The sequence below is a fragment of the Sandarakinorhabdus sp. FBCC-B8862 genome (assembly GCF_059745315.1).
This window is the reverse complement of the sequence record NZ_CM185574.1, coordinates 300,633-327,081: the sequence shown is the minus strand read 5'-3', so window position 1 is coordinate 327,081 and position 26,449 is coordinate 300,633. Positions and strand designations below refer to the sequence as shown.

Here is a 26,449-nt window from a genome sequence, read left to right as displayed (position 1 = left end):
TGGAAAATCACTTCTTCCGGCTCAGTTCGCGCATGCCGCGGTCCAGCCCTTCCAGGGTCAGTGGGAACATGCGGTTCGTCATGATCTCGCGGATCATCCGGATGGATTGGCCATTGTCCCAATGCTTCTCCGGGATCGGGTTCAGCCAGATCGAGCTGTGGTAGATGTCCAGCATCCGGCGCAGCCACACCTCGCCCGGCTCCTCGTTCCAATGCTCGGTGCTGCCGCCGGCATAGGTGATCTCATAGGGGCTCATGGACGCATCGCCGACGAACACCAGCTTGTAATCATGAGGAAATTTGTGGAGCACGTCCATCATCGGCGTGCGTTCCGTCCAGCGGCGCTTGTTGTCCTTCCACACCGCCTCATAGGGGCAGTTGTGGAAATAGAAGAATTCCAGATGCTTGAATTCCGACTTGGCGGCCGAAAACAGCTCCTCGCACAGCTTGATGTGCGGGTCCATCGAACCGCCGATGTCCAGCATCAGCAGCAATTTCACCGCATTGTGCCGTTCCGGCCGCATGACGATGTCGAGCCAGCCCTGCTTGGCGGTGCCGCGGATGGTCGAATCCAGGTCCAGTTCGTCGGCCGCGCCCTCGCGGGCAAAGCGGCGCAACCGCCGCAGCGCCACCTTGATGTTGCGGGTGCCCAGCTCAACTGTCGAGTCCAGGTTCTTGAATTCGCGCTTGTCCCACACCTTCACCGCGCTCTGTTTGCGCCCGTCCTTCTGGCCGATGCGCACGCCCTCCGGATTTGATCCCTGCGCCCCAAAGGGCGATTTGCCCGCCGTGCCAATCCACTTGTTGCCGCCCTCGTGGCGCTTCTTCTGCTCCTCCAGCCGCTTCTGGAGGGTTTCCATCAGCTTGTCCCAGCCCATCTTCTCGAGCTCGGCCATTTCCTCGGGCGTGAGGTTCAGTTCGGCCAGGGCCTTGAGCCATTCGGCCGGAATCTCTGCTTCACCTGTCTCAAGTGTTGGCTCCAGGCCCTTGAACACCTTGGCAAACACCATGTCGAACCTGTCGAGCAGGCCTTCATCCTTCACATAGGTGGCGCGGGCGAGATAATAGAAATCGGTGATCGAAAAATCGATCGCATCGCTCTTCAGGGCCTCCAGCAGGATCAGATGCTCCTTCATGGAGGCCGGGATCTTCGCGGCGCGCAGCTCTTCAAGAAAATTCAGGAACATCAGTCAGGGCCTTTCGTTCGGCAACTGTCGCTGCCCGGGGCTGGCAGCGCAATGCGGAAATTTGTCAGCCGGTGCCGGCCTGCCAGCGCGCCAACTGGTCGGCAAAGGCCTGAACGAACGCCGGCCGTGCTTCCGCCCGCGCCACATAGGCGGCGAGCACCGGATAGTCCGGCAGCAGCCGCGCTGCCGCCGGCCGCCGCAGCGCACAGATCATCATGATGTCGGCCGCGCTGAAGTCACCCACCAGCCATTCAGCCTCGCCCAGGGCGGCCGCCAGATCATCCAGCCGCTGCCGCAGCCGCGCCTCGATCAAGGGCAGGCGTTCGGGCGTCCACGGCCGGTCACCTTCCAGCAGCACCGCGACCTCGTGCTCGACAATCACCGGCTCCACCGTCGCCACGGCGGCAAATATCCAGGCCAGGGCGCGCCCGCGCAGCGCCGGTTCAGCCGGCAACAGCCCATGGCGTTCCGCCACATGCAGCACGATGGCACCGGATTCGAACAGGATCAGCCCGTCCGTTTCCAGCGTCGGGATCTGGCCAAAGGGCTGGCGCGCCTTGTGGTCCGCTGTCTTCAGCTCTGCGAACGACAATGGCCGCAGGTCATGCGCCACCTCCGCCTCCAGCAGCGCCCAGCGCACCGCCATGTCCCGCGCCAGCCCGCGCCCGCCATCGGGGGAGGCAGCAAAGACCGAGACGACCGGCGTCATCCGCGCAGGGCCTTGAGCGTGCGGTTGGGCGGGATCAGCGTGTCGATGCGGCCGCCGGGGTAAAAGGCCCGGATCGGCGCCTGTTCGGGCACGCTGGCGAGGGCGGAGGCCAGCGCTTCGACCGGCCATTGCCCGTCGCCGCTTACCAGCCAGTCAGCGCTCCACGGTTGATACACCGCTACGTCCGGCCCTTCGGAGCCAAAGATGCGGCCGGTGAAGCGGTTGAGATGGCTGGAAAGATAGACCACCAGCGGTGAGACATGGTCCGGCAGATGCCGGTCAAAGCCGTCGGCACGCGGCATCAACTGGTCCACGCTCGGGCTGGCCATCACCATGCGGGTGCGGGCGGCCGGTGCGATGGCGTTGGCGCGCACGCCCAGATGCGCAAGCTCCTGCGCCGCCACCACGGTCAGGGCCGCAATCCCCGCCTTGGCCGCGCAATAGGGGCCGCCGTCCGGCATTGGATGCACGCCCACCGGCGATGTGGTGTTGATGATGGCCCGCCCGTCCTGCCGGCCCTGTTTGGCCCACCAGGCCGCCGCGTGGTGGCACACGGACGTGGTGCCCTTCAGATGGACGGCGGTTTCCAGATCATAATCGGCCTCCGTCAGGTTGATCAGGCTGGCCGGGCGGTTGATCCCGGCGTTGTTGACCACGATGTCCAGCCCGCCAAAGGCCGCGATGGCATCATCGATGATGCTCCTGGCGCCGGCCCAATCGGCCACGCTGGCGCGGTTGGCCACGGCACGACCGCCAGCGGCCATGATTTCGGCCACCACGGCCGTGGCGGCGTCCTCCCCATTTTCAGAAGGGGCGCCGCCGGTCACGCTGCCGCCCAGATCGTTCACCACCACCGATGCACCATGGGCGGCCAGGGCCAGGGCGTGGCATCGCCCCAGTCCGCGGCCCGCGCCTGTCACAATCGCGACCTTGCCCGCCAGAAGCGCCATGGCCCAAATCTCCCTCATCAATCGCCGCGGGGGAGAGTGGGCGTGGGAGAGTGGGCCGGCAAGACCGTGCTAGTGACAGGGGGGTCAACCGGGATCGGCAATGCCGCTGCCCGGGCGTTCCGGGATAACGGGGCGCGGGTGATCGTCACCGGCACGCGGGGCAGTGCCGCCGATTATGCCGGCACCGATGGCGATCTGGCGGGCATGGAATATCACCAGCTCGATCAGGGCGACCTTGCTGCCGTGGCGGCGTTTGATCCCGGCATGGCACAACTGGACGCGCTGGTCGTCTCAGGTGCCAAGGTAGCCTACAAGCGTGCCGAGTTCGTGCCCGAAATCTTTGCCGATGTGCTCGCCACCAATCTCACCGGACCGATGGCGCTGGTGATGCGGTTCCGGGCGGCGCTGGCGGCAGCGCGCGGCAGTGTCATCCTGGTCGGCAGCGTCGCCAGCTTCAAGGGCACCATCGGCCAGCCGGCCTATTCGGCCAGCAAAGGCGGGCTGCTCACCCTCACCCGCACGCTGGCGCAGGCGCTGGGCGGGGAAGGGATCAGGGTCAATCTCGTCGCCCCCGGCCTGGTGCGGTCCAAGATGACCGCGATCACCTGGGAGCATCCCGATCGGCTGGCGGCCACCGAACGCCAGGTGCCGCTGGGCCGCATCGGCGAGCCCGACGATATCGCCGGCCCCATCCTGTTTCTGGCGTCCGATGCGGCGCGCTATGTCACCGGCACGTCGCTGGTGATCGACGGAGGACTTTCGGCATGAGCAACTGGGCACAGGGGCGCACCGTTCTTGTCACCGGCGGCACCCAGGGCATCGGGAAGGCGGTGGCCGAACAATTCACCGCGCAGGGCGCCAGCGTCACCGTCACCGGCACGCGCAGCCATATCAGCTGCTATGACGATCCGCCGGCCGGTGTGGCCTATATCCAGGCCGATCTCACCTGGCCGGAAGCGCGGGCCGAGGTGGCGGCGCATTTCCACGCGCTGGATGTGCTGATCAACAACGCCGGCCGGGGTTCGGCGCGGGAATATGAGCAGGACGAGTTCGAAGCCGTCATCGATACAAATCTGAACGCAGTCATGGACTTGTCGGTGCGGCTTCACCCATTGTTGAAGGAAGCGCGCGGCAGCATCGTCAATGTCGGCAGCCTGGCCAGCTTCCTGGCGCTAAAGGAAACCCCGGCCTACACCGCGTCAAAGGCCGGCCTATTGGGCCTCACCCGTGCGCTGGGGGACAAATGGGCCAATGATGGCGTGCGCGTGAACCTGGTTGCCCCCGGCTTCATCGAAACCCGCATGACCGAAGGCGCCCGCCAGAACCCGGAGCGCGAAAAGCGGCTGATGAAGGCCATTCCAATGCTGCGCTGGGGCCAGCCGGCCGAGGTTGCCAACGCCATATTGTTCCTCGCCAGCCCGGCTGCCAGCTATATCACCGGGCAAAGCCTCGCCATCGATGGCGGCCTCATGCTGCGGTGATTGACGGGGCGCCGCCGCTGCCGCCATGCTGCCACCCGTCATGATGGAAGGGCAGGGATGGTGGGCAAGCGGCACGGCCTTGGGGCAGCAATCAGCATGGGCCTGGCGGCCATGACCATGGCAACGGCCAGTGGCGCCGCCCCGCCGCCCGAGGTGGCAGAGGCCTCCATCGCCGATCTGCAGGCGGCCATGCGCAGCGGGCGCATCAGCGCGCGCCAACTGGTGCAGGCCTATCTGGCCCGCATTGCCGCCTATGATCAGGCCGGGCCGGCGCTCAACAGCATTGTCACCTTGAACCCCAATGCGCTGGCCGATGCCGACGCGCTGGATCGGGAACGCGCCGAAAAGGGTCCGCGCGGGCCGCTGCACGGCATCCCGGTGCTGGTGAAGGACAATTACGACACGCACGACATGCCAACCGGCGGCGGAACGCTGGCGCTGGCGACCCTGCGACCGGCGAAGGACGCCGAACAGGTGGCCCGGCTGCGCGCGGCCGGCGCCATCATCCTGGGCAAGACGACCATGCACGAGCTGGCCGCCGGCACCATCACCATCAGTTCCCACACCGGGCAGACGCGCAATCCCTATGATCCCACCCGTTCGCCCGGCGGCTCCAGCGGCGGCACTGGCGCTGCGGTCGCCGCCAGTTTTGCGGCTGCCGGCATGGGCAGCGACACTTGCGGCTCGATCCGCATTCCGGCTGCCTATCAGAATCTGTTCGGCATCCGCACCACGCGCGGACTGGCAAGCCGGCGCGGGGTGATGCCGCTGTCGGACACGCAGGACGTCGCCGGACCGCTGGCACGCTCGGTGGCCGATCTGGCCCTGATGCTGGATGCCACCGTGGGCGAGGACAAGGCCGATCCGGTGACGCTGGGGGCGGATGCGAAAAGGCCGACATCCTATCTGGACAGCCTCACACCCGGCGCGCTGAAGGGCGCGCGCATCGGCGTGGTGCGGGCGATGTTCGTGGTGAACCCCGATGATGCGGAGGGGCGACCGGTGTATGATCGGGCCATCACCGCCCTCAAGGCTGCCGGGGCCGAGGTGGTGGATGTGGACATCCCCGGCGGGCTGCCGACGACGGCGGAGATCACGGTTGGCTCTTACGAGTTTCTCGAGGATCTGGAACGCTATCTGGCCGGCCATCCGGGGGCGCGGGTGAGCGGTCTGAAGGCTATTGTTGCGGCCGGCCTGCACCATGATCAGCTGGAAACCCGCTTTGCCGATGCGCTTGCCTCGCCGGGGCGCAGCCATCCGGGCTATCGGGCCGTGCTGGCAAGGCAGGCCGCGACACGCGCCAATGTGGAATCGCTGCTGGCCGGGCAGCGGCTGGATGCGCTGCTCTATCCGTCTGCGCTGGGGCGGCCGCCGGTGATCGGGGCGGAGAATATCGCCAGCAATTGCCGCCTGTCGGCCGGCACCGGCCTGCCGGCCATCGCCATTCCGGCCGGTTTCACCGTGCGCGGCCTGCCGGTGGGCATCGAACTGCTGGGCGCCGCCTTCAGCGAGCCGCGGCTGCTGGCACTGGCCCATGGCTGGGAACAGGCGGCGCAGCCTCGCCAAGCCCCGTTCAGCACGCCGCCGCTGGTGAATGGCCAGCCCCCGGCCGCGCAATCCGGCAGCGCCCGCATCGCGGCGGGCAAGGCCGGAGCCACGCTCAACTGGCGCTATGACCCGCTCAATGCCCTGCTCACCGTAACGGCCCGGGTGACTGGCAGCGGCCAGCATGCACCTGTGGCGTTGGCCGTGCACCGCAGCCCCGATGGCAAGCCCGGCCCGGTGCTGGCGCAGTTGCTTGGGCCCGGCGCTCGCTCTGGTCAGGCAGACCTGCGTCTCGATGCCCGTGCGCGCGCCGATTTCGCTGCCGGGCGGCTCTATGCAACGCTGCACACCACCGGCCAACCCCTTGGTGCCGGGCGGGTGATACTGGCCCCGCGATAGCAGTCCTGATTACTGACCGCGCCGGCTCATGAAGGCCAGGCGTTCGAACAGCATCACGTCGGCCTCGTTCTTGAGCAGCGCGCCGTGGAGCGGCGGGATCAGGGTCTTGGTGTCACGGTTCCTGAGCACGTCGACCGGCAGATCCTCGTGCATCAGCAGCTTCAGCCAATCGAGCAGTTCGCTGGTCGACGGCTTTTTCTTGAGGCCGGGCACCTCGCGCATGTCGAAGAAGATGTTGAGCGCTTCGCCGACCAGCGCACGCTGGATGTCGGGGAAGTGGACGCGCACGATCGCCTCCATCGTGTCGCGATCCGGGAACTTGATATAGTGGAAGAAACAGCGGCGCAGGAAGGCGTCAGGCAGTTCCTTCTCGTTGTTTGAGGTGATGATCACGATCGGCCGCTGGGCAGCCTTCACCCGCTCGCCGGTTTCGTAAACATCGAACTCCATGCGGTCGAGTTCGGTGAGCAGATCGTTGGGAAACTCGATGTCGGCCTTGTCGATCTCGTCGATCAGCAGCACCGGCAGCTTCTCGGAGGTGAAGGCCTCCCACATCTTGCCGCGCTTGATGTAGTTGGCGATGTCAGACACGCGGGGATCGCCCAACTGGCTGTCGCGCAGACGGCTCACCGCGTCATATTCATACAGGCCCTGCTGTGCCTTGGTGGTGGACTTGACGTTCCATTCGATCAGCGGCGCGTCAAAGGCCTGGGCGATCTGGTGGGCCAGCACGGTTTTGCCGGTGCCCGGTTCGCCCTTCACCAGCAGCGGCCGCCGCAGCGTGACGGCAGCATTCACTGCCACCTTCAGATCATCGGTGGCCACATAACCTGACGTGCCCTGGAAGCGCATGAACAATCCCTTTCGTTGCACCACAGGGTTAGGCAAGCCGGCGCGCCCATGCAATCCTGTCATTGTGCGAAGGGCAGGGGCAGTGCCATAACGCCGCAACACACGCAGATTCGTGTGCATGGGGTTAATCCTGGGGGTTTTCATGGGTCGGACTGTCCGTCTGGCGATTGCCGGTCTCCTTTTGGCTGCCACGGCTGCACCAGCCTTGGCGGCGCCATCGGCGCTGATCCGCTGCGATGGCTATGGGCGCCGCCAGACCCCGGGTGAACAAGTGGGGCGCGGCATCCTGATCCTGGGCACGTTGGGCCTGTTCGGCAGCGCCGAGGCCGACAACCCGTCGGCCCGTGAGGCCGGCGAAAAGGGCATCACCGCCTGCACCGAAGCCCTGACCGACAGCCGCACCACCGGCAATCCGGTGCGCCGTGCCGAAGTGTTGATGATGCGCGGTGTGCGCCAGTTTGAAATGGGCCGGTTCGATGATGCCATCGCCGATGCCCGCGCCGCCCGCAGCGTGGAATTGACCCCGCTCGTCCGCAGCCATTTTGACCGGACGCTGGGTTCGGGCACGCTGCTGCTCGAAGCGCTCGCGCGCCTGTCGCAAAACAACCAGGCCGAAGCCGAGAAGCTCGCCTTCCAGGCCGCGCAGGCCCGGCCCACTGGGCATTATATGGCCGAAGAGGCGCTGCGCATCATGGCGCTGACCCCGGAAATCACCCCGGAGGAAAAGCAGCTGCACGACCGCATCTGGCTGGTTCTGCCCAATCTGCGCCCTGCGACGGCGCTGGAAGCCGCCGGTGACTGGGCCGGTGCGGCGGCCAATCTGAAGGTGCTGGTGGCGCAGTTGAGCAAGCCGGGAGTCGTAATTCTGGCCCACCAGGCCGCCGTGCAGGCACTGGCCGGCGACACCAAGGGCGCCGAAGACACGCTGGCCAAGGTGAGCCAGGAGATTGACGAACTGGCCGCCAAGGCGGGCGGCACCGATCAGGCCGCGCAGACAGCCGCGCAACAGGTGGCCCGCGCCGATGAGATGGTGCAACTGGCCAAAGCGCAGGTCGCGCTGAACCAAGGCAAGATCGAGGAGGCCAAGGGCCTGGTTGCCGGCCGGCCGCGCTGGCTGTCGCCCGCCAGCCTGACGGCGCAGATCATCGCCAATGTGCAAGCCAAGGGCGGCCCCGGCGCCGCGCCCGGCATTGATCCGGCGAAGATCCGCAACGATGCCAACAAGGTGGCCCGCGACGCGCTTACCGGCAAGGGGGTGCTCAACCTGCTGGTCAGCCTGCTGCCGCATTGGGAGGATCCATCCGAAGCGCAGGAATTCGGCAAGCAGATTGCCCCGACGTCCAAGGCCATGCAGCCAAAGCCCACGCGCGATGGCGCAGCCACCGGCATCAGCTCGTTCCGCACGGCTGCGCTTGATACCGTGACCGAGGCGCTGCTGGTCGCCGCTGCGCGCGCTGCGGCTGCCAAGGGACAGGATCGTTTTGCGGTGCTGATGAACTATATCTCGGCTGGCAGTGGCCGGCCCGGCCTCGTCAGCCGGTTCAGCATCATGGATTTCGTCACCCCGGCCGATGCGCTGTTTGCGGCGCAGGCCAGCCGCGCCATCAAGGTCGCCGATATCGAAGCCACGCTGGGCGCCCAATACAAGGCGCCGGAACCAGCCAAACGCTGATCAGCGATAGGCGTAGGTGACCTCGTCGGTCTGGCCGCCGGCAAAGCCGAACATGCTGCCACGGCTGTCGGCGGTCTGGCTGGCCAGGCGCGGCTTGCCGTCCGGGCCAAGGCGGTAATCAAAGGTCTGCTCGAAGCCAGTGACCTTGATCAGCAGGTTCAGCTTGAAATTTTCGCGTGCGCGCACCTTCAGGCGCGCCACCCAGGGCTTGCCATCCGTGTTGGCGATCACCGCCTCCCCGGAAAGATGGCTGGAGATATCGCCAGTGTCGGTGCGCACCGAACCGGCCGGCAACACCGGGATTTTCAGGATCTTGCGGCCATCATCATCCACCTGAACATCAGACGCGGCGGCGAGCAGGGCCGCCAGCCGGTGATAACCAGGCACCGGATTGGCAGCGGTGGCCTTGCAGAAACTCTTGAACTGGCTGGCCGAAGGCGCCTTGCCGTTCACCGAAACCAAAGTCCAGCGCGCGCCATCCCAGCGCTCCACCGTCACCGTCTTTTCCTTGATGCCGGGGCCGCGCCGCACCGCGGTGGTGGTGCGTTCAAAGGCCATGCCGGCCGGATCAAGAGCGCGGGCATCGGTGATGATTGCCTCCCGCAGTGGCTCCAGCCGCAGATCGGGGGCCGGGCCGGCGCCGGCCAGCGCCAAGGCAATCAGGGGCAGGATCAGGGCGCGACCGGTTCTTGTCATGGCCAAGTTGTTAGCGTGCATGGTGCGCTGCGACAAGCTGTCACGCCTTCTGATCAGTGCGCGCTGCGGCCAGCCCATCAAGCACCAGCTTGCTGCCGGGCCGCAGCGCCAGGGCGCGGGCGAAATCCGCGCGGGCGCCAGCCTGGTCATCAACGGCCAACCGCAGTCGCGCCGAGGTGGCGGCAATCGGCACGGGCCACAGCGGCGGTTCGCGATAGGGCAGGCGGGATTCCACAGCTTCCAGCGCACGATAGAGTTTCAGCGCTGCCGCTGTCTTGCCTTCAGCGGCCAGCAGGGCGGCGCGGGCGCTGCCATCGATCAGGGTGGTGAGCGCGGCGCGCGGGTCTTCAGGGTCTTCGGGCGGTTTCAGGGCGGCGCGCAGCTGCCGGATGGCTGCCAGCTCCGTGCGGGCCAGCACCAGCTGGCCGGTGCGGGCAGCCGCCTCGGCCCGGCCGCCATGCCACAGCAGGCGGGTAAGCTGCAGGCGCTGATCCGGGGCGGGCAGGGCGAGCACATCGGCCGGGGCCAACAGCTGCAGCCGTGCCTGCAGCGCCGACAGCCGCCGCACCTCGGCAAAGGCCGATCCGGCCGCCCGTTCGACCGTGATGGAGGCTTCGAGCGCATCGGCAGCCTTCAGCGCGGTGGCCGCATCGCCAAGCTGCAGGGCGGACGACAGGATGAAATGGGTGTGATGGTTGAAATAGCCATAGTTGCGGGGATCATCACCCACCGCGCGGGCATAAGCCTCGTCGGCGGCCACCGCGCGCTGATTGGCGGCGACGCTTTCGACAAAGCGGCCCAGCCGGTACCAGGTGTGGCTGGGCATATGCACCATGTGCGGCGCGGCGGGCGCCACCCGTTCCAGCCGGGCAGCCGGGCCGGCGGCGCGTTCGGGCGTGGCCGATGCTTCGGTGAGATGGATCAGCAAATGGATGGCCTGCGGGTGATCGGGATTGCGCGCCAGCACGGCATCAACCAGCGCGAGCGCGGTGCCGGCCCGCGCCTTGGGCGTGCGGCCATCGGGCTGCCAATAATCCCATGGCTGGCTGCTCATGATCGCTTCAGCTGCCATGATCACGAGCAGATCATCATCGGGCCAACGCTGCGCCAGTGCCACCATCGTATCGGCATAGGTCCCGCCATGGGCGCCATCGTCAGTGCCGCCCGGCGCGTAACTGGCCAGCAAGGCTTCGGCCAGGGCCCGCTGCTTGTCGGTCAGGCCGGGGCTGGACAGCGTCTTTTCCACCAGGCCGCGCGCCCTTGCGATCTGGTCGGCCTTAATCGGCCCGCTGTTGATATAGGGCCCCAAGGCCAGCGCCGCGCCCCAACTGCACATGGCGCAGGCCGGATCGAGCCGGCCGGCTGCCTCGAAACTTTTCAGCGCTTCGTCATAATCAAAGCCCCACAACTGCCCGAGACCCTGATCGAAAAAGGCCTGGGCCTGCGTCACCTGGCTGACGGCCATGTGCACCGGGGTCAGACCGGCGACCAGCACGGCCTTGCCATCGCCACCCTGGGCCGCACCTTCTCCGGTGCCGCAGCGCGATTGGGCGGCGGCAGTGGCCAGTGCGGCTTCGGGGCTGGGAGCCGGCGGCGCGGTCGGCGCGGCCAGCAGGGCAGCGGCAAGCGACAGCGCGGCGGGATAGGTGAGGGGATGGGCCATGGCCGCAAATGTGAAACAGGCGGCTGCCAATGGCAACCGCCTGCTTGTTGCAGCCCGGCCGGCCCCGGTCAGACGTCGAGGAAGCTGCGCATCTTGCGGCTGCGCGACGGGTGCTTGAGCTTGCGCAGCGCCTTCGCCTCGATCTGGCGGATGCGCTCGCGCGTCACGCTGAACTGCTGGCCCACTTCTTCCAGCGTGTGATCGGTGTTCATGCCGATGCCAAAGCGCATGCGCAGCACGCGCTCTTCGCGCGGCGTCAGGCTGGCCAGCACCCGGGTCACGGTTTCCTTCAGATTGGAATGAATGGCGGCATCGACCGGGATCACGGCATTCTTGTCCTCGATGAAATCGCCAAGGTGGCTGTCTTCCTCGTCGCCGATCGGCGTTTCGAGAGAGATCGGCTCCTTGGCGATCTTCATCACCTTGCGCACCTTTTCCAGCGGCATCGAAAGCCGCTCGGCCAGTTCCTCCGGCGTCGGCTCGCGGCCGATTTCGTGCAGGATCTGGCGGCTGGTGCGCACCAGCTTGTTGATGGTTTCGATCATGTGCACCGGAATGCGGATGGTGCGGGCCTGATCGGCGATGCTGCGGGTGATCGCCTGCCGGATCCACCAGGTGGCATAGGTGCTGAACTTGTAGCCGCGGCGATACTCGAACTTGTCCACCGCCTTCATCAGGCCGATATTGCCTTCCTGAATGAGATCAAGGAATTGCAGGCCACGGTTGGTGTATTTCTTGGCGATGGAGATGACAAGGCGCAGATTGGCCTCCACCATTTCCTTCTTGGCGATGCGGGCCTCGCGTTCGCCCTTCTGCACCATGTTGACGATGCGGCGGAACTCGTTGAGGTCGACGCCCGTCGTCTCGGCGATGCCGCCCAGCTCGCGGCGGTTCTTTTCCACCGCGCCGGCTTCGGCGGCGGCAAAGGCCGCCCAGCGCTTGTCGATGCCGGCAACACGGGCCATCCAGGCCTCGTCCATCTCGTTGCCAACATATTCGTCGAGGAAATTCTTGCGGTTGATCTTGTGCTTGTCAGCCAGGCGCAGCATGTTGCCGCCCAGCGCCATCAGCCGCTTGTTCTGGGTGTAGAGCGCCTCGACCAGCAGTTCGATCTTGTTGTTGTTGAAGTGGATCGACTGCACGCCGCGCGTCAGCTCCTCGCGCAGCTTCTGATATTTCTTCTCGTCACCCGCGGCAAAGGCCGGGCCGCCGTGCAGAGCCGAGAGCCGGGCTTCCTGCAGCTTCTGGAACTTCTTGTAGGTGCCGGTGATCTCGGCAAACTTCTCCAGCGCCGCCGGCTTCAGTTGCTCTTCCATCTGGCCGAGCGACAGGCCGCCTTCGTCATCATCATCCGCCTCGGCGCGCTGGGGCGCGCGGCGCTCGGTGAATTCGTCTTCCTCGTCGGCCGGGGCGCTTTCGGCTTCCGGCTCTTCCTCTTCCTTGAACTGCACGGTGGGCAGATCGCTGCCTTCGCCGCCTTCTTCCTCGCCCTCCACCGGATCCTTGGCCAGCATGGCTTCCAGATCCAGGATTTCGCGCAGCTGCATGCGGCCTTCGTTCAGCGCGTTGGACCATTCGATGATGGCGCTGAACGTCATCGGGCTTTCGCACAGCCCGGCGATCATGGTGTTGCGGCCGGCTTCGATGCGCTTGGCGATGGCAATTTCGCCTTCGCGGCTCAGCAGTTCCACCGCGCCCATTTCGCGCAGGTACATGCGCACCGGATCATCGGTGCGATCGAGTGGGGCCTTGACTGCGGCAACGGGCGCCGGCGCGAGGTCGCCATCCACCGGTTCGGCTTCCGGCTCCTCCTCTTCAGGCGCGTCGCCGTCGTCGGCGGCTTCCTCGTTTTCAACAACGTTGATGCCCATCTCGTTGATCGCAGACATGATGTCCTCGATCTGCTCGCTGGTCATCTGGTCCTGAGGCAGGGCCTCGTTGATCTCGTCATAGGTGATGTAACCGCGCTTCTTGGCGCGGGCGATCAGCTTCTTGATCGACGCTTCGTTCAGATCGATGAGCGGGGCATCGCCTTCGCTCTTGGCTTCGGTGGCTTCATTGGCGCCTGCTTTGGCCATGCGGTCCAACATCCTCGGCTGTCGGGGGCCGGATCGGCCCCGATTTAACGTCAATCACCCCGCCCACCCGGCGGTTGGTCGGGCGGTGCAGGGCGTGGCTGCGCATCTATTATACACGCCTTAGCCTTCTCGCCGCGATTCCGCCAGTCTCATCATCGCCGCATCCAGCGCCTCGATATCGCGGCGCAGGGCCTGCTGCGTCTCGTAATTCGCTTCGTCCAGGCTGGACTGAAAGCGCATGGTCACCTCGGACAGCGCCCGCACCAGCCCTTGCCGGGCGGTCGCCTGCTGCACCGCGATGGCAAAATCCGCCGCTGCTTCGGCCGGGTCGGCCCGATCCCGCACGAAACTGAAGGCGAGGCCATTGCCCGCCAACAACTGTTGCACGGCCATGCCGAGCCCTTGATCGGTAAGCTGGGCATGAAGGGCCGGTTTTTCAAGGGCCGGGTCACGCGCGGTGGCGGCCAGCACGGCTGCCAGCACGGCGGCATCATCGCTATCATCGGGCCGCAGCGCCGCCAATGCATCGCCATGTTCATCGGCCAGCGCCGGGCGCAGCAACAGCCCGGCAATCAGTGCCGTCACCAACGGATCGCGCCGCCGGCTGGCCAGAGCCTTCAAGGCGGCCGATGCCGGCGGGATCGGCGCCTGCCATTTCTCGCCCGGCTTGCGCGGGGTCCAGGCCGGGCGCTGCGGCCGCGCCATGAAGGCCGCCTCAAAGCGCTGGCTGAATTCGGCCTGATAGAGGCTGCGCACATCGGGGTCGGCAATGCTGGTCGCTGCTTCCCGCAACCGCGCCCGCGCTTGGGCCCGGCGTTCCGGGGTTGCGGTTTCAAGCCCGGCCGTTTCCGACGCCCAGACATGATCGATGAGCGGCACCGCCCCGGCCAGCACCGCCTCGAACGCCGGTGCGCCGCCGCTGCGGCAGATGTCATCCGGGTCCTGCCCCTGGGGCAGGGTGGCGATGCTGAGCGACTTGCCGGGTTTCAGCAGCGGCAGCGCCCGCAGGGCCGCGCGCGTGGCGGCGCGGCTGCCGGCAGCATCGCCATCGAAACACAGGGTCGGCACGTCCACCAGCCGCCAGGCCAGCGCCAGCTGCTGCTCGGTCATCGCGGTGCCCAGCGGGGCGACGGCTTCGGCGATGCCGGCCTGGGCGAGGCCGATCACGTCCATATAACCTTCCACCACGATCAGCCGGCCGGATTTGCGCGCCACTGGTCCGGCCTGGTCCAGGTTGTAAAGCAGCCGCCCCTTGTCAAACAGCGGACCATCGGCGGAGTTGAGATATTTGGGCTGCACATCGCCCAAAGCGCGCCCGCCAAAGCCCACCACCCGCCCGCGCGCATCGCGGATCGGGAACATCAGCCGGCCGCGGAAGCGATCAAAATGCTCGCCATCATCCGCCTTGCCGATCAGCCCGGCTTCCAGCAGCTTGTCGGCCGCCGCATCTTTCAAATGGCTGCGCAGCGCCGTGCGGCTGTCGAGCGAGAAGCCCAGCGCGAAGGCCTTCACCGTTTCGGCTTTCAACCCGCGGCGATCCAGATAGGTGCGGGCGGCTGCGCCCTTGTCGCCAGCCAGCTGGGCCTGGAACCAGGCCGCCGCCCGCGCGGTCAGCTCGACCAGACTGTCCGCCACCTCGGCCTTGGCGCGCGCTTCTGGGGAGGGGGCGGGCACCTCCATGCCGGCTTCGGCCGCCAGCTGCTTCACCGCCTCCATGAACGGCAGGCCCATGCCATCGGTGAGGAAGCGGATCACATCGCCATGCGCACCGCAGCCAAAGCAATGATAAAAGCCCTTGTCGTCATTGACGTAGAAACTGGGCGTCTTCTCGTTGTGGAACGGGCAACAGCCCTTCATCTCCCGCCCGGCCCGCACCAGCTTCACGCGGCGCGCCACCACCGGCGAAATCGGCACGCGGGCGCGCAGTTCGTCCAGAAAGGCGGGGGAGAGGGTCATGGCCTCCTCATGCCGAGGCCCGGCCGCTGGCGCAATGTGTCGCCACGGCTCCCCTCCGGCTTGCGGGAGGGGTTGGGGGTGGGAATGCCACAGGTCAGCCCTCAATCGCCGCCACGATCTGGCGGACAACAGCGTCGAGATCCTCATCGACGGACCAGTTGCCAAACCGGATCACGCGATAGCCGCGCGTGGCCAGATCAAGATCGCGTCGTGCATCTCGGATAACATTGTGGTGCGCGCCATCCAGTTCCACGATCAGCCGAGACTTACGGCACACGAAATCGACGATCCACGGTCCTATGCTGATCTGCCGGCTAAACTTGTGGCCACATCCGCTGTTACGCAGCCGGCTCCACAATAACGCTTCGTGGCGGGTGCCGTTGCGGCGAAGGCTGCGCGCGCGCCGCAATTGTTCGGGCGCGATGCTTCTGGGGGTCTTGCCTGGCATTGCCGGATGATGCCCACCCCCAACCCCTCCCGCAAGCGGGAGGGGAGTTGTTACCCCAAAGCCGCCTTCACCATCCCGCTCGCCTTCGACATATCCAGCTTGCCGGCAAAGCGCTCCTTCACCGCGGCCATCACGCGGCCCATGTCCTTCACGGAGGAAGCGCCCAGTTCGGCCACCACGGCCTTGATCGCCGCCATCGCCTCGGCCTCGTCCATCTGCTTGGGCAGGAAGCTTTCGATCACCGCCAGTTCCGCGCGTTCGGCGTCGGCCAGTTCGGCGCGGCCGCCCTTGTCATACATCTCGATCGATTCCCGGCGCTGCTTGGCCATCTTCATCAGCACATCGGCCACCACCGCATCGTCATCGGCCGGGGCCGTGCCGGTGCGCAGCTCGATGTCCTTGTTTTTCAAGGCGGCGCTGATCAGGCGCAGCGCCGATGTGCGGGCGGTGTCACGGGCCTTCATGGCTTCGATCGTGGCGGTCTTGATGGCATCGCGCAGCATGGCGTCCTCATGAATGAAAATGCGGATTGATGTTTGCCCCTCGATAGCGTCTTGGGGCGGACAAGAATAGATTGACGGCGCGGCTGCACACCCTTAGGTGCGCGGCCGTTTGCCCGCAACCCGAAGGATTCCACCCATGGCCGATGCCAAAGCGCCCGTCCAACCCAAAGGCGCAACTGGCGTTCTGGTGCTGGCGGATGGCAGTGTGATCTGGGGCCATGGCTTTGGCGCCGAAGGGGTTGCGGTGGGGGAGGTGTGCTTCAACACCGCCATGACCGGTTATCAGGAAGTGATGAGCGACCCCAGCTATGCCGGGCAGATCATCACCTTCACCTTCCCGCACATCGGCAATGTTGGCGCCAATGATGACGATATCGAATCGCCCAACCCGCATGCGCTGGGCTGCGTGGTGCGCGAACCCGTCACCCCGGCCGCCAATTTCCGCAGCCAGCGCCGCTTTGACGACTGGATGAAGAAATGGGGCCGCATCGGCATTTCCGGTGTCGACACCCGCGCACTGACCAAGCGCATCCGCACCGGCGGCGCGCCCAATGGCGTGATTGCCCACAACAAGGCCGGCCAGTTCAACCTCAAGCAGCTGCTGAACCAGGCGCGTGGCTGGCCGGGGCTGGAGGGGATGGACCTTGCCAGCGTGATCAGCGCCACCCAGAATTACAGCTGGGACGATGGCCTGTGGACGCTGCACGGCGGCTATGCGGTGCACAGCGGCAACCCCAATGGCCCGCATGTGGTCGCCATTGATTATGGCATGAAGCACAACATCCTGCGCAACCTGGTCGCCGCCGGGGCCCGGGTGACGGTGGTGCCGGCCACTGCGACGTTCGACGAGATCATGGCCCTGAAGCCGGCGGGCATCTTCCTGTCCAACGGCCCCGGCGATCCGGCTGCCACCGGCGTCCATGCGGTGCCGACCATCCAGAAGATCCTGAACGCCGGCCTGCCGCTGTTCGGTATCTGCCTGGGCCACCAGCTGCTTGGCCTCGCCGTGGGCGCCAAGACGCTGAAGATGACGCAGGGCCACCGCGGCGCCAACCATCCGGTCAAGCGCCTGTCTGACGGCCGGGTCGAGATCACCTCGATGAACCATGGCTTTGCCGTGGACACCGACACGCTGCCGCCGACGGCGCGGCCCACCCATATCTCGCTGTTCGACGGCACGCTGGCGGGCCTGGAGTTGACCGACCGGCCGGCGTTCAGCGTGCAATATCACCCCGAAGCCAGCCCCGGCCCGCAGGACAGCCAATATCTGTTCCAGAAGTTCGTGAGCGCGCTGGAGCCGGTGGCATGAGCGTTGCCAAGGTCGATCCTGCCCTGCTTGCCGAAGAGCTGGCCGCCAATGAGGAGGTGCTGAGCGCACTGGCCGAAAATGGCGACATCGCCGCGATTTCGCGCCCGATCGATCTGCACTTCAAGGGCAACCAGACCAATATCGAGATGCTGGCCAGCAACGCCGAAACGCTGGGTTTTCGCTTTGTTGGCTTTGCCGAATATGAGGATGGCGACATGGCGGCCGATCTGCAGATCGACAGCACGTCTGACCGTGAGGCCATCTCCGCCCTGACCCGCCGCGCCCTTGAAATCGAGATTCTTCATGCCGTCGAGTTTGACGGCTGGGGCTGTCACGCTGAAACTGGACTTGCAGACTGATGCCCAAACGCACCGACATCAAATCCATCCTCATCATCGGCGCCGGCCCGATCATCATCGGCCAGGCCTGTGAGTTCGATTATTCGGGCACTCAGGCGGTCAAGGCGCTGAAGGGGGAGGGGTATCGCATCATCCTGGTCAATTCCAACCCGGCGACGATCATGACCGATCCGGAGTTGGCGGACGCGACCTATGTGGAGCCGATCACGCCCGAGATCGTCGCCAAGATCATCGCCAAGGAACGCCCCGATGCCGTGCTGCCCACCATGGGCGGCCAGACCGCGCTCAACACCGCGCTTGCCCTGCACCGCGATGGCACGCTGGAAAAATATGGCGTCGCCCTGATCGGCGCCGATGCCGAAGCCATCGACAAGGCCGAGGACCGGCTGAAATTCCGCGACGCGATGGACAAGATCGGGCTGGAAAGCCCGCGCAGCCGCATCGCCCACAGCGTGGAGGAAGCGCTGGCGGCGCTGGAGCATGTCGGCTTGCCCTCCATCATCCGGCCCAGCTTCACCATGGGCGGCACCGGCGGCGGCATCGCCTACAACCGGGAAGAGTTCATCCGCATCGTCACCGGCGGCTTGGACGCCAGCCCCACCACCGAAGTGCTGGTGGAGGAAAGCGTGCTGGGCTGGAAGGAGTATGAGATGGAGGTCGTGCGCGACAAGCACGACAATGCCATCATCATCTGCTCGATCGAGAATATCGACCCGATGGGCGTCCACACCGGTGACAGCATCACCATCGCCCCGGCGCTGACGCTGACCGACAAGGAATATCAGATCATGCGCAACGCCAGCATCGCGGTGCTGCGCGAGATCGGGGTGGAGACGGGCGGCTCCAACGTGCAGTTCGCGGTCAATCCCAAGGATGGCCGCCTGGTCGTGATCGAGATGAACCCGCGCGTGTCGCGTTCGTCGGCGCTGGCGTCCAAGGCGACCGGTTTCCCCATCGCCAAGGTCGCAGCGCTGCTCGCCGTCGGCTACACACTCGACGAGATCATGAACGACATCACCGGGGCGACCCCGGCCTCGTTCGAACCGACCATCGATTATATCGTCACCAAGATCCCGCGCTTTGCCTTTGAAAAGTTCAAGGGCGCGCAGCCGCTGCTTGGCACCGCCATGAAGTCGGTCGGCGAGGTGATGGCCATCGGCCGCAACTGGCAGGAAAGCGTGCAGAAGGCGCTGCGCGGCCTCGAAACCGGGCTGACCGGCTTTGACGAGCTGCCGCATCTGCAAGGCGCCACCATCGAGGAGATCGAGGCGGCGCTGTCGAGCCCGACGCCGGACCGGCTGCTGGTGGCGGCCGACGCGCTGCGTGCGGGCATGAGCGTGGAGCGCATCCACCAGATTGCCAAGTTCGAGCCCTGGTTCCTGCGCCAGATGCAGGAATTGATCGCGGTGGAAGCCGGCGTGAAGGCGAACCGCCTGCCCACCGATGCCGCCGGGTTCCGCCGCCTGAAATCGCTGGGTTTTTCCGATGCCCGGCTGGCGAAGCTCGCTGGCATCAGCGAAGCCGAGGTCGCCGCCGCCCGCCGCGCCCTCGATGTGCGGCCGGTGTTCAAGCGCATCGACACCTGCGCCGGCGAATTCGCCGCGAAGACGCCCTATATGTACTCCAGCTATGAGGCGCCCAGCTTTGGCACGCCCGATTGCGAGAGCAACCCGAGCGCCGCCAAAAAGATCGTCATCCTCGGTGGTGGCCCCAACCGCATCGGCCAAGGCATCGAATTTGATTATTGCTGCTGCCACGCCTGTTTCGCGCTGGGGGACGCCGGGTTCGAGACCATCATGGTCAACTGCAACCCGGAAACCGTGTCGACCGATTATGACACGTCGGACCGGCTCTATTTCGAACCGCTGACCGCCGAGGATGTGCTGGAAATCCTGCACACCGAACAGAAGAATGGCGAACTGGTCGGCGTGGTCGTGCAACTTGGCGGGCAGACCCCGCTGAAGCTGGCGCAGGCGTTGCAGGATGCCGGCATCCCGATCCTGGGCACCAGCCCCGACAGCATCGATCTGGCCGAAGACCGGGAGCGTTTTGCCGCCCTCATCAACCAGCTTGGCCTGAAGCAGCCGGAAAACGGCATCGCCCGCTCGGCCGAGGAAGCGGTGAAGGTCGCCGAAACCATCGGCTATCCGGTGCTGATGCGCCCGTCCTATGTGCTGGGCGGCCGCGCCATGGAGATTGTCGACACCCGCGCCCAGCTCGAAACCTATATTCGCGAGGCGGTGGTGGTGTCGGGCACGTCGCCGGTGCTGATCGACCGTTATCTGCGCGATGCCATCGAGGTGGATGTGGACGCGGTGGCCGATGGCGAGACCGTGCACGTGGCCGGCGTGCTCCAGCATATCGAGGAGGCCGGCGTGCACTCGGGCGACAGCGCCTGCTCACTGCCGCCATACAGCCTGCCCGCCGACATCATCGCCGAGATCGAGCGCCAGACCGATGTTCTGGCCCGCGCGCTCAAGGTCAAGGGCCTGATGAACGTGCAATACGCCGTGAAGGACGGCGAGGTGTACCTGATCGAGGTCAACCCGCGCGCCAGCCGCACTGTGCCGTTCACTGCCAAGGCCACCGGCATCCCGGTGGCCAAGATCGCCGCGCGCGTGATGGCAGGCGAGCGGCTGGCGGATTTCGACCTCTCACCCCGCAATGTCGGCAACCATATCGCCGTCAAGGAAGCCGTGTTCCCGTTCGCCCGCTTCCCCGGCGTTGATCCGGTGCTCGGCCCCGAAATGCGCTCCACTGGCGAGGTGATGGGCATTGATGGCGATTTCGCCACCGCCTTTGCCAAGAGCCAATTGGGTGCCTTCACCAGGCTGCCCAACGAAGGCCGCGTGTTCATCAGCGTGAAGGACAGCGACAAGCCGCAGATCATCGATGCCGCCCGCGATCTGGTGGGCATGGGCTTCCAGCTGGTTGCCACCAGTGGCACTGCTGCCGTGCTCGGCGCCGCCGGCATCCCGGTCACGCTGGTCAACAAGGTTGCCGAAGGCCGGCCGCACATCGTTGACCGCATCAAGGACGGCGAGATCGCGCTGATCTTCAACACCACCGAAGGCCTGCAATCGCTGAAGGACAGCCAGTCGATCCGGGCCTCTGCCCTATATGGCCGCGTGCCTTATTATACGACGGCGCCGGCCAGCCGGGCGGCGGTGGCGGCGATTGCGGCGATGCGGCGGCATTCCCTTGAAGTTCGGCCGCTACAATCCTATCATCACCAATCCTGACGGGCATGACGGCCCGTTGAACAGCCCCTGGCGGCGGCGTTTGCGGACGCGGCTTCAGGGGCATATCTTTGAAACGACTTGCAGGATAGTTTGAAACCATGGCGAGTTTGGACAAGGTGCCGATGCTGCCGACCGGGCATGAAGCCCTGTTGGTGCAGCTGCGGCAACTGAAGGAAGTGGAGCGTCCGGCGGTGGTGGAAGCCATCGAGGAAGCCCGCGCCCATGGCGATCTTTCGGAAAATGCCGAATATCACGCCGCCAAGGAACGCCAGGGCCAGATCGAAGCCCAGGTGATCGAACTGGAAGACATGCTGGCCCGCGCCGTCGTGATCGATCCGAAGACCCTGTCGGGCGACAAGGTGGTGTTTGGCGCCACCGTCCACCTGCTTGATGAGGACGACAAGCCGGTCAAGTATCAGATCGTCGGCCAGCATGAGGCCGATGTGCGCGCCGGCCGCATCAGCTTCTCCTCGCCGCTGGGCCGCGCCCTGATCGGCCGCCGCAAGGGCGACGAGGTGGAAGTGAACACCCCGTCGGGCGACAAATATTATCTGATTGAAACGCTGGAATTCGTCTGATCAATCCACCGGCACGCCCGGGCGTTGCAGGCTGGTGCGGATCACGAAGCTGGTCTTCACGCTTTCAACGTTCGGGGCCGGGGTCAGCTGGCTGGTCAGGAATTTCTGGAACTCCTGCAGATCGTGGGCGACCACCTTCAGCATGAAGTCGATCTCGCCGTTCAGCATATGGCATTCGCGTACCTGGGGCAGGGTGGCGACATGCTCTTCAAAGGCGCGCAGGTCGGCTTCGGCCTGGCTCTTCAGGCTGACCATGGCGAACACGGTGATGCCATAGCCCAGCGCCACGCTGTCCAGATCGGCGTGATAGCCGCGGATGACGCCATTGTCCTCCAGAGCGCGCACCCGGCGCAGGCAGGGCGGCGCGGTCAACCCGGCACGATTGGCCAGATCGACATTGGTGATGCGGCCTTCCGACTGCAGATGGCGCAGGATCACCCGGTCGATATCGTCGATCGGCAGGCGCGAACGGTGGACCAAGGGCAAGACTCCAATCTTTCAGTGCCGGGATTGATAACATTGTTTCAAAACCGCGCAAGATGCGGTGTGATAACTGCGTCGTTTGCGCAAGCCGACCCATGCGCGCCGCGGCGGGCTGGAAAAGCCGGCATTTTGCCTTAAGTCAGGCGCAAACACGCAGGCGGCGTTCCCGCCCATCCGGAGATTCGCAATCATGTCCCGTCATGCCAAGGTCCTCATCATCGGTTCCGGCCCGGCCGGCTATACCGCCGCCGTCTATGCCGCGCGCGCCATGCTGGCCCCGGTGCTGATCCAGGGCCTGCAGCCCGGCGGCCAGTTGACCATCACCACCGAGGTGGAAAACTGGCCGGGCGAAACCATGGTGATGGGCCCCGATCTGATGGTGAAGATGGAGGCCCAGGCTGCCCACGTCGGCGCCGAGATCATCACTGACATCGTGACGAAAGTTGACCTGTCGCAGCGCCCCTTCGTGCTGGAAACCGACAGCGGCCAGGGCTGGACGGCCGACACGCTGGTGATCGCCACCGGCGCCCAGGCCCGCTGGCTGGGGTTGGAAAGTGAGACGAAATTCCGCGGCTTCGGCGTTTCGGCCTGCGCCACCTGCGATGGCTTCTTCTTCCGCGGCAAGGAGGTCGTGGTCGTCGGCGGCGGCAACACGGCGGTGGAGGAGGCGATGTTCCTCACCAAGTTTGCCTCCCGGGTCCATCTCGTCCACCGCCGCGGCGAACTCAGGGCCGACAAGACCAACCAGGCCCGCCTGCTGGAAAACCCCAAGGTGGTGATGCATTGGCACGCGGAAGTGGCGGAGGTCCACGGCCAGGACATGCCGCTGAAGGTGGAGGGTGTGACCCTGCGCGACACGCGCGATGGCAGCACCCGCCATCTGCCGGCCGATGGCCTGTTCGTCGCCATCGGCCATGTGCCGGCGACCAGCCTGTTCACCGACCAGCTGACCATGGATGACGAAGGCTATATCATCACCCAGCCCGACAGCACCGCCACCAGCGTGCCCGGCGTGTTTGCCGCTGGCGACGTGAAGGACAAGCTGTATCGCCAGGCCGTCACCGCCGCCGGCATGGGCTGCATGGCCGCGCTTGAAGCCGAGCGGTTTCTGGCGCACGGTTGAGGCCTGAACGGGGGCAGGGGACCAGGGGTGCAGCCGGGCATCAATCTCGATTGGGAAAAGCTGCGCCTGTTTGATGTCGTGGCGGACGCCGGCAGCTTTACCGAGGCCGCCCGCCGCCTGCACATGAGCCAGCCCGCCCTGTCGCGCCAGATCGCGGCGCTGGAAGAAAGCCTGGGCGCCAAGCTGTTCCACCGCCACGCCCGCGGCCTTGCCATGACGCACGAGGGCGAGCAGCTGCGCAACGCCACCGCCGACATGCACGAGCGCATCGACCGTGCCGCCCAGGCGATCGATGCCAGCCGCGACCGGCCAACCGGCGCGATCCGGCTCACCACCACCGTTTCCTTCGGCTCCACCTGGCTGGCGCGGCAGCTGGGCGATTTCCTCGATCTCTATCCCGATATCAGCGTCCACCTGATGTTGACCGATGCCGATCTGGATCTGGCCAAGCGTGAGGCCGATGTCGCCATCCGCTTCCACCGTCCGTTCCAGAGCGAGCTGATGCAGCGCCCGCTCGCCAATATCCGTCACTATCTGGTTGCCAGCCCCGATTATCTCGCCCGCCACGGCGAACCCAGGACCATCGCCGATCTGGAGCAGCACCGGCTGATTGCCTATGGCGATGCCGCCCCCGATTATCTGAAGGGCATCAACTGGATCCTGGAACTTGGCCACGAAGGCCATCCCCGCCCGGCCGCGCTCACCATCAACAACAGCCATGGCGTGCTGCAAGCGGTTGAGTCGGGCGCCGGCATCGCCGCGCTGCCATCTTATCTGATCCGTTCGTCGGGAAGGGTGCAGGTGGTGCTGCCGCAGGTGGAAGGGCCGGTGTTCCGCACCTTCTTCACCTATCCGTCGGAACTGCGCCGGTCCCTGCGCATTGCCGCGCTGCGGGATTTCCTGGTCGATCGCATGACCAGCCAGGCCCTTGATATGTGAGGCAGGCTGTCGCAGCCATTTTGGCTGTGGCGGAAATTTGCGCAAAATCAAAGATCTGTCTGCCATTGCATGCAAGCCCCATGCAAAAAATGCATGGCTGCAGACCGATATTGTGCACTGCAAAACGCCCCGGCGAATCCGTAGATAGATCGTGTCGCCGCGATAGCGGTCACGCCGGGTCCGCCGCACTCCTCCCCTCCCGCGGTTCACCCGGCCGGCAGGCGCTCTCCTCCCCCCTTGATGCGCCTTGCCAGCCCGGATGCGCCACTCCTCCCCTCCCGGCGCCATTCCGGGCGAAATTTCGGGCCGGATGCCTCCCCCAGGCATCCGGCCCTTTTTTTCACCTGCGACCAAGCGTCCTCTCGATGGGCCGAGCTGGCCTTCCCATTTCCACACGGCTGCGCTAACCGCAGGGGCACCGGGCCGGGCCTGTAGCTCAACGGTTAGAGCTGGCCGCTCATAACGGCTAGGTTGGGGGTTCGAATCCCTCCGGGCCCACCGGTGTTGTGAAAGGATGAGGCGTCTGGGCGTGTCGGCAGAACAAGCGGAATCCACACCCGCCAAACGCCCCCGCGCCACCTGGACCACCTGGGTCGGCGCTGCGCTGGGCCTGCTGGTGCTAGGCCTTGCGGCCTGGGGCCTCAAGAAGATTTCCGGCCAGGTCACGCTGGATGACGTGATCCGCGAGATCAACTCCACCCCGGCGCATCTGATTGTGTTTGCTGCGGCTTCCACCTTCCTCTCCTATGTCGTGCTGGTCGGCTATGACTGGTTCGCCACCCGGCATCTGGGGTACAAGATCGGCTGGCCGATGCTGGCCGCCGCCAGCTTCTCCAGCTTCACCATGAGCCACACGCTGGGCGTTACCATCCTCACCGGCGGCACGGTCCGCTATCGCATCTACACCCGCGAAGGGGTGCGCCCGGCCGATATCGCCATGATCATCCTGCTCTGCGGCTGGACCTTCTGGCTGGGCATCATCTTCGTCGCTGGCGTTGGTCTCGTCGTCTCCCCCACGCTGATGCCGCAGCAGCTGCGCGAATGGGCGCCGCCGGCGGTGGAGGAGTTCATCGGCGCACTGTTCCTGGCCGGCGTCGCGCTCTACACCGTTCTTGCCTCCACCTGGCGGCGCGAATTCCGGCTGTGGCGCTATCGCTTCACTATACCGAACGGCAAGGAAACCCTGCAGCAGATCGCCATCGGCACCGTCGATCTGGCCTTTGCCGGCGGCGCCCTCTACATCCTGCTGCTGCCGGTGGCCGGCATCCCCGATCTGCTCACCTTCCTCGTCATCTATGCCGTTGCCATGGTCTCTGGCGCGCTGGCCCATGCGCCGGGCGGCATCGGCGTGTTCGAACTGGTCATCGTTGGCCTGATGCCAGAGGCGGACAAGGCCGGCGTGCTCGCCGCCGTGGCGCTGTTCCGCCTGATGTACACCTTCGTGCCGTTCGTGCTGGGCGCTGGCGTGATCGCCGTGCTGGAATGGAAGGCGCTCAGAACGGCCCGCGCCGCAGCTGCTCTGCCCGATCGGCCAGTTTCTGCCGCCAGCGAGGCGTGAGCGCGGCCATCGCCGCCAGTTCCACCAGCTCATCGAGCTTTCCGGCCCGTCCGGCGGCAATCGGGGTGAAGCGGCTGATCGGCCAATCGCTGTGCGGCCGTTCGATCACATCATGGCCATCACCAGCGGCAATCGCGCCGCCTTCGAGCACGCGGAAATACCAGCCGCAGCGGCCCGACAAAGTCATTGCCTTCACCACCCGCTTGCTGCCCAGCACGGCGGCAAAGGTGGAGCAGGGCTCCCGGATCTGGGCGATCTGCAGCGTGGCGCTGCCACAGCGGATCACGTCGCCCAGGCACAGGCTGGCCTCGTCCAGCCCATCCACCACGAGATTCTCGCCCATGGCACCGGGCACGAAGCGATCCGCAAACTCCGGAAATTCGGCGATCCAGCCGGCATAGCCCGACAGCGGATAGGCATAGACCGCCTTGTCCGGCCCGCCGTGCACGCGGGTGTTGCCAACCTGGTCGCCTTCCAGCCCGAGTGCGTGCACCGCAACCGGCCCTGCAACCGGCTGGCGGTGATAGGCTGACGGAAGCGCCACCCCAGCAATGGGTTGCGGCCGCCCGATGCGCAGCTGCGCGATTATGCCACTTGCGATCATGGCCATTTCCTCTGACACTGAGGACCTTGTTCAACAAGCTGAAAGGAGGTGATCCAGTGTCTCATTGCTTCATCATTGGCGCAAAAGCGCTGGTGGCCCCGGTCGAGATCGGGGCG

At 65.8% G+C, this 26,449-nt stretch carries 23 protein-coding genes and 1 tRNA gene; 12 read left to right on the top strand and 12 right to left on the bottom strand.

What is annotated here, in order from left to right; genetic code table 11:
• Positions 1-7: 7 nt before the first annotated feature.
• From AC6BOR_RS01635 to AC6BOR_RS01625, 3 genes are all read right to left on the bottom strand, one after another.
• Positions 8-1,186, bottom strand: a complete 1,179-nt coding sequence (locus AC6BOR_RS01635) for a vWA domain-containing protein (protein ID WP_086116319.1) — start codon at positions 1,184-1,186, stop codon at positions 8-10.
• 64 nt (positions 1,187-1,250) lie between these two features.
• Entirely contained in the window at positions 1,251-1,895 is a 645-nt protein-coding gene (locus AC6BOR_RS01630; RefSeq protein WP_498059494.1) for a glutathione S-transferase family protein, read from the bottom strand.
• Complete coding sequence (locus AC6BOR_RS01625) at positions 1,892-2,845, bottom strand: SDR family NAD(P)-dependent oxidoreductase (protein ID WP_498059493.1); 954 nt, start codon at positions 2,843-2,845, stop codon at positions 1,892-1,894. Before AC6BOR_RS01625 ends, AC6BOR_RS01630 begins: the two co-directional genes overlap by 4 nt.
• Positions 2,846-2,887: 42 nt before the next feature.
• Between AC6BOR_RS01625 and AC6BOR_RS01620 the strand changes: the two genes are divergently transcribed.
• The 3 genes from AC6BOR_RS01620 to AC6BOR_RS01610 all read left to right on the top strand — a co-directional run bounded on the left by AC6BOR_RS01620 (position 2,888) and on the right by AC6BOR_RS01610 (position 6,270).
• A complete protein-coding gene (locus tag AC6BOR_RS01620) occupies positions 2,888-3,613 on the top strand; it encodes an SDR family NAD(P)-dependent oxidoreductase (RefSeq protein WP_498059492.1) in 726 nt (241 codons plus the stop codon).
• Positions 3,610-4,326, top strand: a complete 717-nt coding sequence (locus tag AC6BOR_RS01615) for an SDR family NAD(P)-dependent oxidoreductase (protein WP_498059491.1) — start codon at positions 3,610-3,612, stop codon at positions 4,324-4,326. Before AC6BOR_RS01620 ends, AC6BOR_RS01615 begins: the two co-directional genes overlap by 4 nt.
• 96 nt (positions 4,327-4,422) lie before the next feature.
• Positions 4,423-6,270 carry an amidase family protein gene (locus AC6BOR_RS01610; protein WP_498059490.1) on the top strand — a complete coding sequence of 616 codons (1,848 nt, stop codon included), beginning with the start codon at positions 4,423-4,425 and terminating at the stop codon, positions 6,268-6,270.
• A 9-nt stretch (positions 6,271-6,279) separates the two neighbouring features.
• On the opposite strand, the gene AC6BOR_RS01605 is transcribed toward AC6BOR_RS01610, so the two are convergent.
• Entirely contained in the window at positions 6,280-7,122 is an 843-nt protein-coding gene (locus AC6BOR_RS01605) for an AAA family ATPase (protein WP_086116313.1), read from the bottom strand.
• A 142-nt stretch (positions 7,123-7,264) separates the two neighbouring features.
• Between AC6BOR_RS01605 and AC6BOR_RS01600 the strand changes: the two genes are divergently transcribed.
• Positions 7,265-8,794, top strand: coding sequence for a hypothetical protein (locus AC6BOR_RS01600; RefSeq protein WP_498059489.1), 1,530 nt, complete (start codon positions 7,265-7,267; stop codon positions 8,792-8,794).
• Here AC6BOR_RS01600 and AC6BOR_RS01595 read toward each other — a convergent pair whose 3' ends face one another.
• From AC6BOR_RS01595 to AC6BOR_RS01570, 6 genes are all read right to left on the bottom strand, one after another.
• Positions 8,795-9,490, bottom strand: coding sequence for a hypothetical protein (locus AC6BOR_RS01595; RefSeq protein WP_498059488.1), 696 nt, complete (start codon positions 9,488-9,490; stop codon positions 8,795-8,797).
• A 40-nt stretch (positions 9,491-9,530) separates the two neighbouring features.
• Positions 9,531-11,153: a hypothetical protein gene (locus AC6BOR_RS01590; RefSeq protein WP_498059487.1), complete on the bottom strand. Its 1,623-nt coding sequence runs from the start codon at positions 11,151-11,153 to the stop codon at positions 9,531-9,533.
• Positions 11,154-11,221: 68 nt separating this feature from the next.
• Positions 11,222-13,231: an RNA polymerase sigma factor RpoD gene (gene rpoD, locus AC6BOR_RS01585; RefSeq protein WP_086116309.1), complete on the bottom strand. Its 2,010-nt coding sequence runs from the start codon at positions 13,229-13,231 to the stop codon at positions 11,222-11,224.
• A gap of 120 nt (positions 13,232-13,351) precedes the next feature.
• The gene (gene dnaG, locus AC6BOR_RS01580; protein WP_498059486.1) at positions 13,352-15,187 is read right to left on the bottom strand and encodes a DNA primase; all 1,836 of its coding nucleotides are present in this window, start codon (positions 15,185-15,187) and stop codon (positions 13,352-13,354) included.
• 94 nt (positions 15,188-15,281) lie between these two features.
• Positions 15,282-15,635 carry an endonuclease domain-containing protein gene (locus AC6BOR_RS01575; protein WP_498059485.1) on the bottom strand — a complete coding sequence of 118 codons (354 nt, stop codon included), beginning with the start codon at positions 15,633-15,635 and terminating at the stop codon, positions 15,282-15,284.
• A 50-nt stretch (positions 15,636-15,685) separates the two neighbouring features.
• Positions 15,686-16,138 carry a GatB/YqeY domain-containing protein gene (locus tag AC6BOR_RS01570; protein ID WP_498059484.1) on the bottom strand — a complete coding sequence of 151 codons (453 nt, stop codon included), beginning with the start codon at positions 16,136-16,138 and terminating at the stop codon, positions 15,686-15,688.
• A 136-nt stretch (positions 16,139-16,274) separates the two neighbouring features.
• Between AC6BOR_RS01570 and carA the strand changes: the two genes are divergently transcribed.
• The 4 genes from carA to greA all read left to right on the top strand — a co-directional run bounded on the left by carA (position 16,275) and on the right by greA (position 21,626).
• Positions 16,275-17,447 (top strand): glutamine-hydrolyzing carbamoyl-phosphate synthase small subunit, encoded by a 1,173-nt coding sequence (gene carA / locus AC6BOR_RS01565; protein ID WP_498059483.1) that lies wholly within the window; start codon positions 16,275-16,277, stop codon positions 17,445-17,447.
• Positions 17,444-17,806 carry a ribonuclease E inhibitor RraB gene (locus AC6BOR_RS01560; protein ID WP_086116304.1) on the top strand — a complete coding sequence of 121 codons (363 nt, stop codon included), beginning with the start codon at positions 17,444-17,446 and terminating at the stop codon, positions 17,804-17,806. The genes carA and AC6BOR_RS01560 overlap by 4 nt, the downstream gene beginning before the upstream one ends.
• On the top strand, positions 17,806-21,048 hold the full coding sequence (gene carB, locus AC6BOR_RS01555) for a carbamoyl-phosphate synthase large subunit (RefSeq protein ID WP_498059482.1): 3,243 nt from the start codon (positions 17,806-17,808) through the stop codon (positions 21,046-21,048). The genes AC6BOR_RS01560 and carB overlap by 1 nt, the downstream gene beginning before the upstream one ends.
• A 98-nt stretch (positions 21,049-21,146) precedes the next feature.
• On the top strand, positions 21,147-21,626 hold the full coding sequence (gene greA / locus AC6BOR_RS01550; protein ID WP_086116302.1) for a transcription elongation factor GreA: 480 nt from the start codon (positions 21,147-21,149) through the stop codon (positions 21,624-21,626).
• On the opposite strand, the gene AC6BOR_RS01545 is transcribed toward greA, so the two are convergent.
• Positions 21,627-22,106 (bottom strand): Lrp/AsnC family transcriptional regulator, encoded by a 480-nt coding sequence (locus AC6BOR_RS01545; RefSeq protein WP_207759205.1) that lies wholly within the window; start codon positions 22,104-22,106, stop codon positions 21,627-21,629.
• A gap of 193 nt (positions 22,107-22,299) precedes the next feature.
• Here AC6BOR_RS01545 and trxB point away from each other — a divergent pair, with 193 nt between their 5' ends.
• The 4 genes from trxB to AC6BOR_RS01525 all read left to right on the top strand — a co-directional run bounded on the left by trxB (position 22,300) and on the right by AC6BOR_RS01525 (position 25,729).
• Entirely contained in the window at positions 22,300-23,232 is a 933-nt protein-coding gene (gene trxB / locus AC6BOR_RS01540) for a thioredoxin-disulfide reductase (protein ID WP_498059481.1), read from the top strand.
• Positions 23,233-23,259: 27 nt separating this feature from the next.
• Entirely contained in the window at positions 23,260-24,171 is a 912-nt protein-coding gene (locus AC6BOR_RS01535; RefSeq protein WP_498059480.1) for a LysR family transcriptional regulator, read from the top strand.
• A 425-nt stretch (positions 24,172-24,596) separates the two neighbouring features.
• Positions 24,597-24,669, top strand: a tRNA-Ile gene (locus tag AC6BOR_RS01530).
• A 31-nt stretch (positions 24,670-24,700) separates the two neighbouring features.
• Complete coding sequence (locus AC6BOR_RS01525) at positions 24,701-25,729, top strand: lysylphosphatidylglycerol synthase domain-containing protein (protein ID WP_498059479.1); 1,029 nt, start codon at positions 24,701-24,703, stop codon at positions 25,727-25,729.
• On the opposite strand, the gene AC6BOR_RS01520 is transcribed toward AC6BOR_RS01525, so the two are convergent.
• Positions 25,665-26,333, bottom strand: a complete 669-nt coding sequence (locus AC6BOR_RS01520) for an MOSC domain-containing protein (RefSeq protein ID WP_498059478.1) — start codon at positions 26,331-26,333, stop codon at positions 25,665-25,667. The genes AC6BOR_RS01525 and AC6BOR_RS01520 overlap by 65 nt on opposite strands.
• Positions 26,334-26,449: the final 116 nt, after the last annotated feature.